17 protein-coding genes are annotated in these 14,265 nt (G+C 73.2%); 8 read left to right on the top strand and 9 right to left on the bottom strand.

Annotation, left to right across the window (positions count from 1 at the left end; translation table 11 throughout):
• The 4 genes from DMH12_RS31580 to DMH12_RS31565 all read right to left on the bottom strand — a co-directional run.
• Positions 1 to 966 (bottom strand): PAS domain-containing protein (locus tag DMH12_RS31580; protein WP_260474410.1); only part of this gene is annotated, 966 nt, incomplete at its 3' end.
• 60 nt (positions 967 to 1,026) lie between these two features.
• Complete coding sequence (locus DMH12_RS31575; protein ID WP_125494818.1) at positions 1,027 to 1,494, bottom strand: peroxiredoxin; 468 nt, start codon at positions 1,492 to 1,494, stop codon at positions 1,027 to 1,029.
• On the bottom strand, positions 1,491 to 1,871 hold the full coding sequence (locus DMH12_RS31570; protein WP_125494817.1) for a DoxX family protein: 381 nt from the start codon (positions 1,869 to 1,871) through the stop codon (positions 1,491 to 1,493). Before DMH12_RS31570 ends, DMH12_RS31575 begins: the two co-directional genes overlap by 4 nt.
• Positions 1,872 to 1,942: 71 nt before the next feature.
• Complete coding sequence (locus DMH12_RS31565) at positions 1,943 to 2,608, bottom strand: TetR/AcrR family transcriptional regulator (protein ID WP_125494819.1); 666 nt, start codon at positions 2,606 to 2,608, stop codon at positions 1,943 to 1,945.
• 230 nt (positions 2,609 to 2,838) lie between these two features.
• Between DMH12_RS31565 and DMH12_RS31560 the strand changes: the two genes are divergently transcribed.
• From DMH12_RS31560 to hemC, 4 genes are all read left to right on the top strand, one after another.
• The gene (locus DMH12_RS31560) at positions 2,839 to 4,293 is read left to right on the top strand and encodes an MFS transporter (RefSeq protein ID WP_125494816.1); all 1,455 of its coding nucleotides are present in this window, start codon (positions 2,839 to 2,841) and stop codon (positions 4,291 to 4,293) included.
• A 97-nt stretch (positions 4,294 to 4,390) separates the two neighbouring features.
• A complete protein-coding gene (ligD, locus tag DMH12_RS31555; RefSeq protein ID WP_125494815.1) occupies positions 4,391 to 5,371 on the top strand; it encodes a non-homologous end-joining DNA ligase in 981 nt (326 codons plus the stop codon).
• A gap of 140 nt (positions 5,372 to 5,511) precedes the next feature.
• Positions 5,512 to 6,288, top strand: a complete 777-nt coding sequence (locus DMH12_RS31550) for an NPP1 family protein (RefSeq protein ID WP_125494814.1) — start codon at positions 5,512 to 5,514, stop codon at positions 6,286 to 6,288.
• 101 nt (positions 6,289 to 6,389) lie between these two features.
• Positions 6,390 to 7,325, top strand: coding sequence for a hydroxymethylbilane synthase (gene hemC / locus DMH12_RS31545; protein WP_125494813.1), 936 nt, complete (start codon positions 6,390 to 6,392; stop codon positions 7,323 to 7,325).
• A 33-nt stretch (positions 7,326 to 7,358) separates the two neighbouring features.
• On the opposite strand, the gene DMH12_RS31540 is transcribed toward hemC, so the two are convergent.
• A complete protein-coding gene (locus DMH12_RS31540; protein WP_125494812.1) occupies positions 7,359 to 7,883 on the bottom strand; it encodes a hypothetical protein in 525 nt (174 codons plus the stop codon).
• Positions 7,884 to 8,185: 302 nt separating this feature from the next.
• On the opposite strand from DMH12_RS31540, the gene DMH12_RS31535 reads away from it, so the two are divergent.
• Positions 8,186 to 8,977, top strand: a complete 792-nt coding sequence (locus tag DMH12_RS31535) for a SigB/SigF/SigG family RNA polymerase sigma factor (RefSeq protein WP_064726236.1) — start codon at positions 8,186 to 8,188, stop codon at positions 8,975 to 8,977.
• Positions 8,978 to 8,983: 6 nt separating this feature from the next.
• On the opposite strand, the gene DMH12_RS31530 is transcribed toward DMH12_RS31535, so the two are convergent.
• Both DMH12_RS31530 and DMH12_RS39280 read right to left on the bottom strand, forming a co-directional pair.
• A complete protein-coding gene (locus DMH12_RS31530) occupies positions 8,984 to 9,304 on the bottom strand; it encodes an ANTAR domain-containing protein (RefSeq protein WP_185832667.1) in 321 nt (106 codons plus the stop codon).
• 2 nt (positions 9,305 to 9,306) lie between these two features.
• Positions 9,307 to 9,540 carry a hypothetical protein gene (locus DMH12_RS39280; RefSeq protein WP_185832666.1) on the bottom strand — a complete coding sequence of 78 codons (234 nt, stop codon included), beginning with the start codon at positions 9,538 to 9,540 and terminating at the stop codon, positions 9,307 to 9,309.
• Between DMH12_RS39280 and DMH12_RS31525 the strand changes: the two genes are divergently transcribed.
• Entirely contained in the window at positions 9,532 to 10,335 is an 804-nt protein-coding gene (locus tag DMH12_RS31525; protein ID WP_185832665.1) for a VOC family protein, read from the top strand. The two genes, DMH12_RS39280 and DMH12_RS31525, sit on opposite strands and share 9 nt — an antisense overlap.
• Positions 10,336 to 10,337: 2 nt before the next feature.
• On the opposite strand, the gene glgX is transcribed toward DMH12_RS31525, so the two are convergent.
• The gene (glgX, locus tag DMH12_RS31520) at positions 10,338 to 12,485 is read right to left on the bottom strand and encodes a glycogen debranching protein GlgX (RefSeq protein ID WP_125494809.1); all 2,148 of its coding nucleotides are present in this window, start codon (positions 12,483 to 12,485) and stop codon (positions 10,338 to 10,340) included.
• On the bottom strand, positions 12,482 to 12,988 hold the full coding sequence (locus DMH12_RS31515; RefSeq protein ID WP_125494808.1) for a pep a2: 507 nt from the start codon (positions 12,986 to 12,988) through the stop codon (positions 12,482 to 12,484). Before DMH12_RS31515 ends, glgX begins: the two co-directional genes overlap by 4 nt.
• 285 nt (positions 12,989 to 13,273) lie before the next feature.
• Here DMH12_RS31515 and DMH12_RS31510 point away from each other — a divergent pair, with 285 nt between their 5' ends.
• Together DMH12_RS31510 and DMH12_RS31505 are read left to right on the top strand one after the other, a co-directional pair.
• Positions 13,274 to 13,546, top strand: coding sequence for a DUF5133 domain-containing protein (locus tag DMH12_RS31510; protein WP_125494807.1), 273 nt, complete (start codon positions 13,274 to 13,276; stop codon positions 13,544 to 13,546).
• A gap of 51 nt (positions 13,547 to 13,597) precedes the next feature.
• A partial coding sequence (locus tag DMH12_RS31505) for a maltotransferase domain-containing protein (RefSeq protein WP_125494806.1) occupies positions 13,598 to 14,265 on the top strand: 668 nt, incomplete at its 3' end.

The raw sequence follows: 14,265 nt of genomic DNA, 5'->3' as shown, positions 1-14,265 counted from the left end.
GCTGACGCCGCCGCGGCCCTCCTGCATCCCGCGGGCGGGCGGGGCGTAGGGCGGGTAGACCTCGTTTCCGCCCAGGTGCACGGCGGGGGTGGGGAAGCCCTCTGTCGCGGAGGCGTGTGCCACCCGGCGCAGTTCACCGTCCTCGGTGGCCACCGCGACGGGCTCGTCGGTGCCGAGGGTCCAGTCGAGCAGGTCGACGGTGGCGAAGCCGGCGAACCGCGGCACGAGCAGACCGACGAGTTCCTCGGCGGTGCGCACGACGTCGAGGGTGCTGCCGACCGCGCCGGCGGCGTTCAGCAGCGCCAGCCGCTCCCGCGCCCGGTGCTGCTCGGTGCTCTCCAGCGCGGCCACGGCGACGGCGGCGAGCGCGCCGGACGCGTCGTGGACCGGCCAGATCTCGACGGTCCAGGCGTGCGGGCTGGTGCCGGCGGGGGCCTGCGAGTAGCTCTCGTACTGGACGGGCCGGCCGCGCTCGGCGGCGAGCCGCAGGTGGTGCAGGAAGGTTCCCCGGCCGGTCCCGGTCCGGGCCAGGGTCTCGGGGAAGCTGCGGCCGATCAGCTCTTCGGCGGGGCGGCCCATCATTCGGCAGGTGGTGTCGTTGGCGTGCAGGAAGCGCAGCTCGTGGTCGAGGACGGCCATCGACAGGGACGCCTGCTGGACGGCCTCCTCGATCAGGCCACGCCCCGGGCCCTGGGGGACGGCGGTCACGGCGTGGCCGAGCGGTTCGCCGTCGGCGCCCAGCAGCGGGCAGGAGCGCAGCCGCAGGAGCACCGTGCCCCCGTCCCGGTGCCGGATCTCGGCGGTGCCGGGCAGGGTGCCGGGGGGCACGTGCCTCGCCAGCAGCTCCCGCGCGGCGCGTCCCACGACCTCTTCGGCCCGGTACCCCGTGAGCCGCCGCGCGCCGTCGCTCCACCCCGTCACCCTTCCGCGGGGGTCGACGGTCATCGCGGCGGAGACTTCCTCCATCCGTCCAGGATCATCCCTGGACGGAGCGGTATCAACCGGGACGGGGTGTGACCGGCCCCGTCAGGTCCCGTGCGCCCGGAGGGCGGCCAGGGCGCGGTCGGCGTGCGTGTTCATCCTGATCTCGCTGCGCACGACCTCCAGCAGGGTGCGGTCCCGGCCGATCACGAAGGTGACCCGCTTGGTCGGGGCCATGCTGAACCCCCGCTTCACCCCGAACCGCTCGCGGACCCGGCCGTCGGTGTCGGAGAGCAGCGGCATGCCGAGGGTGTGGCGTCCGGTGAATTCCTGCTGCTTCTCGACGGTGTCGCCGCTGACGCCGACGGGGCGGGCGCCGACGGCCGCGAACTCGGCGGCGAGATCGCGGAAGTGACAGGCTTCCGCGGTGCAGCCGGCGGTCAGGGCGGCGGGATAGAAGAAGAGGACGACCGGGCCGTCGGCGAGCAGTTCGGACAGGCGGCGCGGGGTGCCGGTCTCGTCGGGCAGGGTGAAGTCCTCGACGGTGTCGCCGACGGCGGGCGTACGGCTCATGACCGGCCTTCGCTGCCCTTGGCGACGCTGCGGGCCCACAGCACCAGCGGCACCTGCACGGGCAGCCGGCCGTAGGCGGCGGCCCTCAGGGGCGCGGGTCGGTGCCGCCAGTCCCAGGCCATCTTGGCGTTGGCGGGGAACACTCCGACGAAGAAGGCTGCCGCGGTCATCGCGGCCGCCTTGCGGGTGCGCGGGAGGGCGACGCCGGCGGCCAGCGCGAGTTCGGCGATGCCGCTGGCGTACGTCCACGCCCGGGGCGAGCCGGGCAGGGAGCGCGGGACGGTCGCGTCGAAGGTGCGGGGCTGGGCGAAGTGGGCGGCGCCCGCGGTGGCCAGCAGACCGGCGAGCAGCAGGGGTGAGCGTTCGGACCGGGACACGGTTCCTCCTCTGGGGGCCTGCCGCGCGATATTACTCGACGGTAAGGACGGGCGGCGAGGCCGACCGCCCGTCACCGCGCGCCCGTCGCCCCCCGGGGCGTGACGGGCGCCAGCCACATGCCCACGATCGCGTCGACCAGCCCGTCGGCGGCCTCCCGCCAGCCGGCCCGCGCCGTGGGGCGCCCCTCGGCGAGGGCGCGTTCCCGCTCGGCCGCCACGTGCACGATGAGATGGCGCGCCATGTCGCCCCGCTCGGCGCGGACCTCGTCCGGCAGGGCGGGCATGCAGCGGTTGCGTCCGGCGATGATCTCGCGCAGCGAGGGGGAGGCGCGGGACTCCTCGACCATGATCTCCCGGAGCGCCGGGTCGGTCATGACCTGGGCGCAGAACCGCGCGTACCAGGTGGGGCCGCCCAGCGCCGCCAGATGGTCGAACTGCGGCCGGACCAGGCAGTCCACCCAGTCGCGCAGGTCCGTGGAGTCGCCGAGGACGGCGAGCTGGCGGGCCCGCAGCTCCTCGACGCGGACCGAGTGGCGCTTGGCCACCGCGCGCACGAGGTCGGACTTGGTGCCGAAGTGGTAGCCGACCGCGGCGTTGTTGCCCTGGCCGGCGGCCTCGCTGACCTGCCGGTTGGAGACGGCGTAGACGCCGTGCTCGGCGAACAGCCGCTCGGCGGTGGTCAGGATCAGCTGCCGGGTCGCGCTGACCTGTTCCGTCCGGACCGTCCTGCCCGCCATGATCACCACCGCGCCGGGACTCTCCTTACGGCCGGCGGCGACCGGTCCCTCGAGTCGTCGCAGGTCCGCCGCCATGCGGCGCCTTCTCACGGAAGCCTACGGGGCGTCGGCGCCGGGCCGTCGCGCGCCCCGGACGGGCGTGCCCGCTCCCCGCCCCGTACGATACGTCAAGCGACTGACTTAAAAGTCGCCGCTCAGGCTCTCGCGCTCATCGCCCGAAAGGCTCACCCATGCCCGCTTCCCCCGCCGCACCGCGGCCGAACGCCGTGGTGGCGGTGCTGGCGCTGGCCGGCATCGTCGTCTCGCTGATGCAGACGCTGGTCATCCCCATCGTCCCGGAGCTGCCCAAGCTGCTGGACGCGCCCGCCTCGGACGCGGCCTGGGCGGTGACCGCCACGCTGCTCGCCGCCGCGGTGGCCACCCCGGTCGTCGGGCGGCTCGGCGACATGGCGGGCAAGCGGCGCATGCTGCTGCTCAGCCTGGTGCTGCTGATCGCCGGCTCGGCGATCTGCGGACTGAGCGACACCCTGGTCCCGATGGTCGTCGGACGGGCCATGCAGGGACTCTCCGCCGCCGTGATCCCGCTGGGCATCAGCATCATGCGCGACGAGCTGCCCGCCGAGCGGCTGGCCGGCGCCACGGCCCTGATGAGCGCCTCGCTCGGGGTGGGCGGCGCGCTCGGCCTGCCCGCCGCAGCGCTGATCGCGGACAACCTCGACTGGCACATGCTGTTCTGGGTCTCCGGCGCGCTCGGCGCCGTCGCCCTGGTGCTGGTGCTGGCCCTGGTGCCGGAGTCGGCGGTGCGCACCGGCGGCCGCTTCGACGTGCCCGGCGCCATCGGCATGGCGGCCGGTCTGGTCTGCCTGCTGCTGGCGATCTCCAAGGGCGCCGACTGGGGCTGGAGCAGCGGCACCACCCTCGGCCTGTTCGCGGCGGCCGCGGTGATCCTGCTGGTGTGGGGCCGGTGGGAGCTGCGCACCCCGCGGCCGCTGGTCGACCTGCGCACCACCGCCCGCCGCCAGGTGCTGTTCACCAACCTGGCGTCGATAGCAGTCGGCTTCTCCATGTTCGCGATGTCCCTGGTACTTCCGCAGCTCCTCCAGTTGCCCGAGGCCACCGGTTACGGTCTGGGCCGGTCCCTGCTGACCGCGGGCCTCGTGATGGCGCCGTCCGGGCTGGTGATGATGGCGTTCGCCCCGGTCTCCGCGAAGGTCTCCAAGACCCGGGGCCCCAAGGTGACCCTGATGATCGGCGCCCTGATCGTCGCGGGCGGCTACGGGCTGAACATCGTGCTCATGTCCGAGGTCTGGCACCTGGTGCTGGTCTCCTGCGTCATCGGCGCGGGCATCGGCTTCACCTACGGCGCCATGCCGGCGCTGATCATGGGTGCGGTGCCGGCCAGTGAGACGGCCGCCGCGAACAGCCTCAACACGCTCATGCGGTCCATCGGCACCTCGGTGGCGAGCGCCATCGCCGGCGTGATCCTGGCCCAGATGACGGTCACGCTCGGCGGCTTCGCCCTGCCCTCCGAGAACGCGTTCAAGGTGGTCATGGGCATCGGCGCGGGCGCCGCCGTGCTCGCCTTCGCGCTCGCCTCGTTCATCCCGCGCCACCGCCCCTCCGCCGGGGTGGCGCACCCGGCACCGGCCGACGGCGCCACGGCGCGGGCCGCGACCGCCCACTGACGGCGACGGCGCCGGCCCCTGCGCGGGACCGGCGCCGTTCAGGCGAACCTGGCGGGCGGGGCGCGTGACGGCGGCCCTGAGCGTCGAGAACTGACCCGTGGAGCTGCCGCAGATCCCGCCCATGCTCGCCACCCCCGGCGTCCTGCCGCCCGCCGTGCTGGACGGGCGCTGGGCCTACGAGACGAAGCAGGACGGCCAGCGGGTGGTGGTCTACCTGCCCGGCGACGGCAGCCTGCTGCTGCGCGCCCGCTCCGGCCACGACATCACCGCCGCCTATCCCGAACTGGCACCGCTCGCCACCGCCCTCGGCGCCACCCCCGCGGTCCTGGACGGCGAGGTGCTGGCGCTGGACGAACAGGGCCGCGCCGACTTCCAGTTGCTCCAGTCCCGGATGGGCCTCGCGCACGCCCCCGCGCGGGCGGCGCACCGGGCGGCCAAGGTCCCCGTCCACCTGGTGCTGTTCGACGCGCTGCACCTGGACGGCGAATCCCTGCTGCGCCTGCCCTACACCAGCCGCCGCGAGCGGCTGACGGACCTCGGCCTCGCCGGTCCCGCCTGGTCCACCCCCGCCGCGCTGGTCGGCCACGGCGCACAGGCCCTGCGCGCCACCCGCGAGCACGGCCTGGAGGGGCTGGTGTGCAAGCGGCTGGACTCGGTGTACGAACCGGGGGTCCGCTCCCGCGCCTGGATCAAGATCCGCAACATGCGCAGCGAGGACGTCGTGGTCGGCGGCTGGCTGCCCGGCAAAGGACGCCTCACGGGCCTGCCCGGCGCCCTCCTGGTCGGCCAGCGCGCCGGGGGCCGGCTGCGCTACGTCGGCGGCGTCGGCACCGGCTGGAGCGCGGCCGAGCGCGCCGAACTGGCGGCCCTGCTCGGGGCGGCGGCCACGGACGTCTGCCCCTTCGACCCGGTGCCGGCGGTGCCGGGAGCGCGCTGGGTCGTCCCCCGGCTGGTCGGCGAGGTCCGCTACAGCACCCGCACCCGGGACGGCATGCTGCGCCAGCCGTCCTGGCTCAGGCTCCGCCCGGACCTGGCGCCCGAGGAGTCGGCGGCCGACATTCCGGACGACCCGGGATGAACGCGTGACGGAGCATCATCCATTGGGCAGCACTTCACCGCGGTGACGCCCGGGCGCCCTTGGCGCGGGAGTGAAAAGACGGGACCCTGAACTCCCCTTCCCCCCACAGCCGTTGGGCTGCGCCCGCAGAGGAGAACGCGATGCCCTCGCGTACCGCCACCCCCCGTCACCTGAGATGGCTCACCGCACCGCTCGGCGCCCTCGCCCTCGTCGTCGCCTTCCCCACGAGCGCGTTCGCCGCCCCGCCGCCCGGACTGCCCGCCAACGCGGACGGCGCGGAACAGACGTACCAGCCGGCCTACGACTACGACACCGACGGCTGCTACCCCACGCCGGCCATCGGCGCCGACGGCACGGTCAACGGCGGGCTCAACCCGACCGGGGCGCTGGGCGGCAACTGCCGGGACGCCGCCGACCTGGACAACACCAACGGCTACTCGCGCGCCAAGTGCAACAACGGGTGGTGCGCCTACATGTACGGCCTGTACTTCGAGAAGGACCAGGCGCTGCCCGGCAGCAGCCTCGGCGGCCACCGGCACGACTGGGAGCACGTGGTGGTGTGGGTGCGGGACGGCGCGGTGGAGTACGTCTCGACCTCCAACCACGGCTCGTTCAGCGTGCACGCGCGTTCGGCGGTCCGCTTCGACGGCACCCACCCGAAGATCGTCTACCACAAGGACGGCATCGGCACCCACTGCTTCCGCCTGGCGACCGCGGGCGACGAGCCGCCGGAGAACCACGAGGGCGGCTGGCAGTACCCGGCACTGGTGGGCTGGAACGGCTACCCGGCGGGCGTGCGCGACAAGTTGGCCTCCCACGACTTCGGCAGCGCCAACTTCGGCCTGAAGGACGGCAGCTTCGCCTCCCACCTGGCGGCCGCCAAGCCCTCCGGCATCCCCTTCGACCCGAACGCCTGACGGACGGACGCCCGAACGAAGCGCCCGGGGAGACGGACGGCACCCGGCCGGTCGGGCGAACCACGCGACCCGGACTCCCCGGTGAGCACTATCGTGTCCGCATGTCCGATGCCGAACTGATCCGTATCGTCTCGCGCGACTCCCCCATGGCCCTCGCCCAGGTCGAGCGCGTCCGGAGGGAACTGGCGGCCCTCCACCCCGGCGTGCGCACCGAGGTCGTCCCGGTGAAGACCACCGGCGACAAGTGGCTCGGCGACCTGTCGCTGGTGGAGGGCAAGGGCGCGTTCACCAAGGAGGTGGACGCCGCCCTGCTGTCGGGCGAGGCCGATCTCGCCGTGCACTGCGTCAAGGACGTGCCCGCCGACCGGCCACTGCCCGCCGGCACGGTGTTCGCCGCCTTCCTGGAGCGCGACGACATCAGGGACGCCCTCGTCCACCCGGAGGGGCTCACCCTGGACGAGCTGCCCGCCGGTACCCGCGTCGGCACCTCCTCGGTGCGCCGCGTCGCGCAGCTGGCCGCGACCCACCCGCAACTGCGGTGCGTACCGTTCCGGGGCAACGCCAACCGGCGGCTGGCGAAGCTCGCCGCCGGTGAGGCGGACGCGCTGCTGCTCGCGGTCTCCGGCCTGGAGCGCATCGGCCGCCGGGACGTGGTCAGCGAGGTCCTCTCCCCCGAGACGATGATGCCGCCGATCGGCGCGGGCATCCTCGCCCTCCAGTGCCGCGAGGACGACGCCGCGCTGATCGACGCGGTCAGCGGCCTCGGCCATCCCCGGACGCACCGGGAGGCGACGGCGGAGCGCATGTTCCTGCACGTTCTCCAGGGGCACTGCAACAGCCCGATCGCCGGGTACGCCCGCGTGGACCGGAGCGGGGAACTCTCGCTGCGGGCCTGTGTGTTCACCCCGGACGGCAAGACGCGGCTGAACGCCCACGAGTGGGCCGGCCGGCTCGACCCGGCCACCCTGGGCACCTCGGTCGCCGTGGCGCTGCTGCGTCAGGGCGCCCGCGAGATCATCGACGGCATCGCGCACTGAGGCGCCGCGGCCCGGCCGCGCCCGCCCGGCGGATCAGGCGGAGCCCTCCTCCGCCTGCCCCCGCAGGAAGGCGCTCACCTGGTGCGCCAGCTCCTCACCCCGCACCGCGCCCGGGGCGGCCCCGGCGGCCGGGTCGGGCAGTCCGAGGCCGCCGCTCCACAGCCGGCGGTCGGCCCACTCCTCGTCCACCCGCAACTGGACCTGGACGTCCACCTGCGCGAGGCTCGGCTCCGGGCCGGCCGCGTAGAGCACGGCGGTGGCCCGGCGCAGCGGGTAGACGTCGAAGCCCTCGATGAACTGGGAGTTGCGCCAGTCGAGGAAGGCGCTCTCACCGTCGGGGCCGATCCGCACGTCGATCTGGCCGTCCTCCAGGTGGATGCCGAGGTGCCCGGCGCCCCGGTTCTCGACGGTCACCCGGACACAGAAGTACGTCAGCCCTTCGGCGGCGTCGTCGCGCCCGCGCGGCGGCTCGGCCGGCTCAAGACGGTGGACGCGGACCCGCAGACCGGCGTGCTCGTCGTACTCCTGCCAGTCCCCGACCACGTTCGGCTCGTACACGGTGCCCCTCTCGACCTCTCGACGCTGCTTCCTATCTGTGCGCTCAGTGCACTGTCAAATGAGCGGAATGCGCTGTGGCCAGGGATTTCGTGCCTTTTGATCGGTGATCAAGCGCTGCCCAGGAAGGATCCGCCGGGGCCCGCGCCGGACGATCACGGGGAGCGTGCCGCACATCACTTCCGGCCCCCCCGGCCGTGCCGATCACCGGCCCGCGGCCGTTCGAGTGGCCGTTCGGCCCAATCGCGCTCAGTATCCATAAGTACGAGGACTTGCCAGCACCCCTGCCGAGGGAGGTGCGCGTGATGCGTGTCGCCGGCCGTACCAAGCCCCATCCGCACGACGACGCCCCCGACACCGCCGCGGCGTTCGACCGGCTCGCCGGGCTGCCCGAGGGACCCGAGCGCCAGGCGCTGAGGGACGAACTGATCCGGAGCTGGCTCCCGATGGCGGAGCGGATCGCCGTACGCTTCCGGGGCCGCGGTGAGAATCTGGAGGACCTCTACCAGGTGGCGGCCCTCGGGCTGGTCAAGGCCGTCGACCACTACGACCCGGAACGCGGCCACGCCTTCGAGGCGTACGCCGTGCCGACCGTGACCGGCGAGATCAAGCGGCACTTCCGCGACCACATGTGGACCCTGCACGTGCCGCGCCGGATCCAGGACCTGCGCAACCGGGTGCGCCGCTCGGCCAAGGAGCTGGCGCAGACCACGCCGGGGCGGGCGCCGACGGTGGACGAGATAGCCGAGCACGCGCAGCTGACCGTGGTCGAGGTCCGCACCGGCATGGAGGCCCTGGAGTGCTTCACCGCCCTGTCTCTGGAGGCGGAGATGCCCGGCACCGACGGGTACGCCCTCGGGGACGCGCTCGGCGGTCCCGATCCGGCGTTCGACGCGGTGGTGGACCGGGTGGCCGTCCGGCCGTGTCTGGAGGCGCTGCCCGAGCGCGAGCGCACCATCCTCTACCTGCGCTTCTTCGGCGGGATGACACAGAGCCGCATCGCGCAGCAGCTCGGCATCTCGCAGATGCACGTCTCCCGGCTGCTCACGGGCTGCTTCGACCGGATCCGCGAGGAGATCCTGACGGAGGCCCGCTGAGAGGTCTCAGCGCTCCGGCGGGGCGCCGGGAACACGGGTGGGGCACTGCCGGTCCAGGGTGTCCTCCAGCGCGGCCCGTATCCGCGGCGGCATCACTCCGGTGCGCCCCCAGACGAGGATCGTCTCCGCGACGTCGCGGAGTTTGACGTTCGTGTGCTGGGAGACCTCGCGCAGGATAATCCACCCCTGGTCGGGTGCGACCCGGCCCAGGACGACGATCATCCCGATGGCCTGGTCCACGACGGCGTGCGAGACGACCGCCTCCTTCAGCTGCCGGACCTGCTCCTGCAGCTGGAGGACCTGGTCCGAGCCCGTGTCCGTGGACATGGTCACCTCCGGATCCGGCGGGTCACCGCCGCCTGTGCCGCGCGGGACCGCTGCGCCGCCTCCATGGTCGCGACCCCCGGGGCGTCCCGCCACTGGGCCGTACGGGGCTCCCGCGCCACCGTTTCGGCGTCGCCGCCGGGGTACTCGGCAGGCGCCCGCCGCACTCCCGGCCGGACACTGGTGTGGAGCCGGTGGCTGCCGGTGGACGAGACCAGGACGCGACTGCCATGAACCACGACATGACCCACCCCGCCGGCGCGGACAGCCTGATGTCCACGCACTCCGTGTACGGGGCGCCCTGCTGGGTGAGTCTCACCAGCCGTGACCTGAAGGCCACCGAGGAGTTCTACTCCGCCGTGCTGGGCTGGCGGTGGCGGCCCGGCAAGCTGGGCGAGCCCTTCCGCATCGCGCTGGCCGACGAGGTGCCGGTCGCCGGGATCGCCGCGGTGGCCGCGATGTGGCAGATGGCGGTGGCGTGGACGCCGTACTTCGCCGTGCGCAGCGCGGACGAGGCCGTGTCGCGGGCGCAGGAGCGCGGCGGGACCGCCGCGGTCGGGCCGATCTCCCTGCCGCCCGGGCGCGCGGCGCTGCTCGCCGACCGGGACGGCGCGACCTTCGGGATCTGGGAGGGCGAGCTGTTCACCGAGTGGGACGCCTGGCGCATGTCGCGCCCCGCGTTCATCCGGCTGCACACGCGTGACGCCTTCGACGCCGCCATCTTCTACGGCGAGATCTTCGACTGGGCGTCCGGCGAGGGCTGCTGCGAGGTCCGGTACGAGGGCGACGAGGTGGTCCTGCGCAATCAGGGCGACGTCGTGGCCCGGATCGAGTCCGGCGCCCTGGAGGCGGCCCCGGACCCGGCCGTGCGGCCGCACTGGCAGGTCCACTTCGCGGTGGACGACGTCGGGGCGTGCGCCCGGGCGGCGGAGCTGCACGGGGGCAGCGTGCTCTCCCTGAGCGGCGAGGAGGGCGTGCTCCGGGACGCCGACGGCGCGCAGTTCACGGTGACCGCGCGCCGCCTCGACAGCTGACCTCACCGGCCGGTGCGGGACGGCCGGGAGAGCAGCACCAGACTGCGCTGCTCCACGGTCACCACCGTGGCCGCCTTGTGCTCAGCCTCGTCGGGGACGCCCTCGGGGTCGGCGGTGTCGACCAGGGCCGTCCAGCGCTCTCCGTAGGCCGCGCCGGGCAGCCGGAAGTCGGCGGCCTCCCAGTGGCTGTTGAACAGCAGCAGGAACGAGTCGTCGACGACCGGCCGTCCGCACGGGTCGGGTTCGGCGATGGCGTCGCCGTTGAGGAAGACGCCGACGGCGTGCGCGTCGGAGCGCTGCCAGTCGGCGTCCGTCATCTCCGTGGCGTCCGGCAGCAGCCACACCAGGTCGGGCAGCGGCTGGTCCTCGCGGGTGACCGTGTCGCCGAGGAAGAACCGGCGCCGGCGCAGCACGGGGTGGGCGGCGCGCAGCGCGATGACCCGCCGGGAGAAGTCCAGGAGGGCGCGCTGCTCGTCGTCCAGCCGCCAGTCGATCCAGGAGATCTCGTTGTCCTGGCAGTAGGCGTTGTTGTTGCCGCGCTGGGTGCGGCCCAGTTCGTCGCCGTGGCAGAGCATCGGGATGCCCTGGGAGAACAGCAGTGTGGCGAGGAAGTTGCGCTGCTGGCGGCCGCGCAGTTCCCGGACGGCCGGGTCCTTGGTCGCGCCCTCGGCGCCGCAGTTCCAGGACCGGTTGTGGCTCTCGCCGTCCTGGTTGTCCTCGCCGTTGGCCTCGTTGTGCTTGTCGTTGTAGGAGACGAGGTCGCGCAGGGTGAACCCGTCGTGCGCGGTGACGAAGTTGACGCTGGCGCGGGGGCGGCGCCGGCTGTGCTGGTACAGGTCGGACGAGCCGGTCAGCCGGGAGGCGAACTCGCCGAGGGTGTGTTCCTCGGAGCGCCAGAAGTCCCGTACGGCGTCCCGGTACTTGCCGTTCCACTCCGACCACAGCGACGGGAAGTTGCCGACCTGGTAGCCGCCCTCGCCGACGTCCCAGGGCTCGGCGATCAGTTTGACGCGGCTGATCACCGGGTCCTGCTGGATGAGGTCGAAGAACGCCGACAGCCGGTCCACCTCGTGGAACTGCCGGGCCAGGGTGGCCGCGAGGTCGAAGCGGAAGCCGTCGACGTGCATCTCGGTCACCCAGTAGCGCAGCGAGTCCATGATGAGCTGGAGGACGTAGGGGTGCCGCATCAGCAGGCTGTTGCCGGTGCCGGTGGTGTCGTAGTAGTGCTGCCAGTCGCCGTCCACCAGGCGGTAGTACGAGGCGTTGTCGATGCCCCGGAAGGAGAGGCTGGGGCCCTGCTCGTTGCCCTCGGCGGTGTGGTTGTAGACCACGTCGAGGATCACCTCGAGGCCGGCCTCGTGCAGCGTCTTGACCATCGACTTGAACTCGGTGACCTGCTGGCCGCGGGTGCCGTGGGCGGCGTAGCCGTTGTGGGGCGCGAAGAAGCCGATGGTGTTGTAGCCCCAGTAGTTGGACAGGCCCCGGTCCTGTAGCACGCCGTCGTGCACGAACTGGTGCACCGGCATCAGCTCCACGGCGGTCACGCCGAGGGACGTCAGGTGCTCCACGACCGCGGGGTGCGCCAGCCCGGCGTAGGTGCCGCGCAGTTCCGGCGGGACGTCGGGATGGGTGCGGCTGAGCCCGCGGACGTGCGCCTCGTAGATCACGGACTCCGCGTACCGGCGCCTGGGCGGGCGGTCGTCGCCCCAGTCGAAGTAGGGGTCGGTGACGACGCCCAGCATGGTGTGCCCGGCGCTGTCGCCCGGGTCGGCCCTGCCCTGCGCCCGCTCGAAGAGGGAGGCGTGGTTGTCCACCTGCCCGTCCACCGCGCGGGTGTAGGGGTCGAGGAGGAGCTTCGCGGGGTTGCAGCGGTGGCCGACCGCCGGGGCCCACGGACCGTGGACCCGGTAGCCGTACCGCTGCCCCGGGCCGACGCCGGGCAGGTAGCAGTGCCAGACGAAGCCGTCGACCTCGGGCAGCGCGATCGTGCTGTGGGTGCCGTCGTCGTCGACGAGCACCAGGTCGACCCGTTCGGCGACCTCGCTGAACAGCGCGAAGTTGGTGCCCTGTCCGTCGAAGACGGCGCCCAGCGGGTAGGGGAGCCCGCTCCACACGGGCGACCCCTTCCAGTTCGGCCTCTCGCGGGTCACCGGGCCTCCTCCAGTACGCCGGCCGCCGGGCGGGCCAGCCGGGCCACCGGCATGACCTCGCGCGGCACTTCCAGGCCCTCCTGGGTGATCGGCTCCGGTGACGTGGCCACCAGCGGGACGCGTTCGGCGGACCGGGCGCGCCGGGAGAACCAGATGACCTTCGCCCCGGTGTCGGTGGCGCAGCAGCCCCAGCCGTCGCTGTGCGCGGCGAGGTGCTGGAGGCAGGTGCGCAGGTCCTGGTCGGGGCGGAGGGCGTGGTCGTTGCCCGCTACGGCCGTGATGAGGTGCTGGTGGTTCCACCACATCTCGATCGACGTGTTCTTGTCGCTCGCGTGCTCGTCGATCGCCCGAAGCAGCATCTCGGCACCCGAGCAGACGGGGTCGACGAGGTTCTCCAGGTTCCAGAACCGGAGGTGAGCGGCCAGGATGCGCCTGACCTGTCCGACCCGTTCCGGGCTCACTTCCACGTCGAGGTGGTAGTAGCAGGGCACTGCGGTCTTCATCGTCGTGGCTCCTCACCGCGAAGGCTCCCGCTCCTCCCGTCCCTTGGGGGACGGGCTCCCCGATCACGAAGCGTGAGCGCTGATCGCTTCTGAGTCACTCCAGAGTGAGAGCGGTAGTCCATTCGTGCAACACGAGCGCCGAACCCCCGCAAACAGGGGGAAAGCGGGGCGTCGGCGAGCGAAGGAAAGGTTGAAGATCCAACAAGACGGGGCGTCACCACCCGTGCACCATGTGTGAAGAACTCGATCGTCCGTACTACCGGACCGTCCGGAAGGTGACCGGCCATGCTGCTCCCCGCGAAGAGCGAAGTCGCCCGGCAGCTGCGGCATTACCGCGCCTGGGAACGCTCGATGCTGGTGTCCCCGACGGACGTCACGGTCCGCACCACCTTCGAGGACTCCGGCTACACCCTCTGCGTGCTGATGGGAAAGCGGTGCGCGCGCGAGGCCGCCGACGCCGCCGAGAGGTATCTGCGGACGAACCTGGTCACCCATGCGCAGGAGCAGCCGGAACGTTTGGCCCCGTCGGGGCCGATGACCCCCTCCGGCGCGGCCTGACCCATCGGCCGGGCGCCCGCCCGGCCCCGAGCACGGCGGAGGTGAGAACGGATGACTACGACCGTGGGCATCGGACGTATCCCGGTACGGGACGTCCACCCGGTGGTGGAGCACGGCAGGCGGCCGGCGAAGGCGGTGACGGGAGAGACGTTCGAGGTCTCCGCCTCCGTGTTCCGGGAGGGCCACGACGCGGTCGCCGCCAACGTCGTGCTGAAGGACCCGGAGGGCCGGCCGGGCCCGTGGACGCCGATGCGGGAGCTGGCGCCCGGCAGCGACCGCTGGGGCGCCGAGGTCACCCCGGGCGCGCCGGGCAACTGGACCTACCGGGTGGAGGCGTGGAGCGACCCCGTCTCCACCTGGCGGCACCACGCGCGCATCAAGATCCCGGCCGGCATCGACGCCGGCCTCGTGCTCGAGGAGGGGGCCGAGCTGTACCGGCGGGCCGCCGCGGGCGTGCCGGGGGCCTCGGGGCGCTCGGTGCTGCTGGCCGCCTCGGCGGCCCTGCTCGACGACACGCTGCCCGTGGCCACCCGGCTGGCGGCGGCGTTGACGCCGGAGGTGGACGCGGTGCTGGCCCGCCATCCGCTGCGGGAACTGGTCACCTCCTCCGACCCGATGCCCCTGCTGGTCGAACGTGAACGCGCCCTGTACGGCGCCTGGTACGAGTTCTTCCCCCGCTCCGAGGGCACCCCCGAACAGCCCCACGGCACCTTCCGCAC

The organism is Streptomyces sp. WAC 04229 (genome assembly GCF_003947455.1).
Lineage (GTDB): Bacteria > Actinomycetota > Actinomycetes > Streptomycetales > Streptomycetaceae > Streptomyces.
The sequence above is the reverse complement of the archived record's forward strand: the minus strand, read 5'-3'. Positions and strand labels throughout refer to the sequence as shown.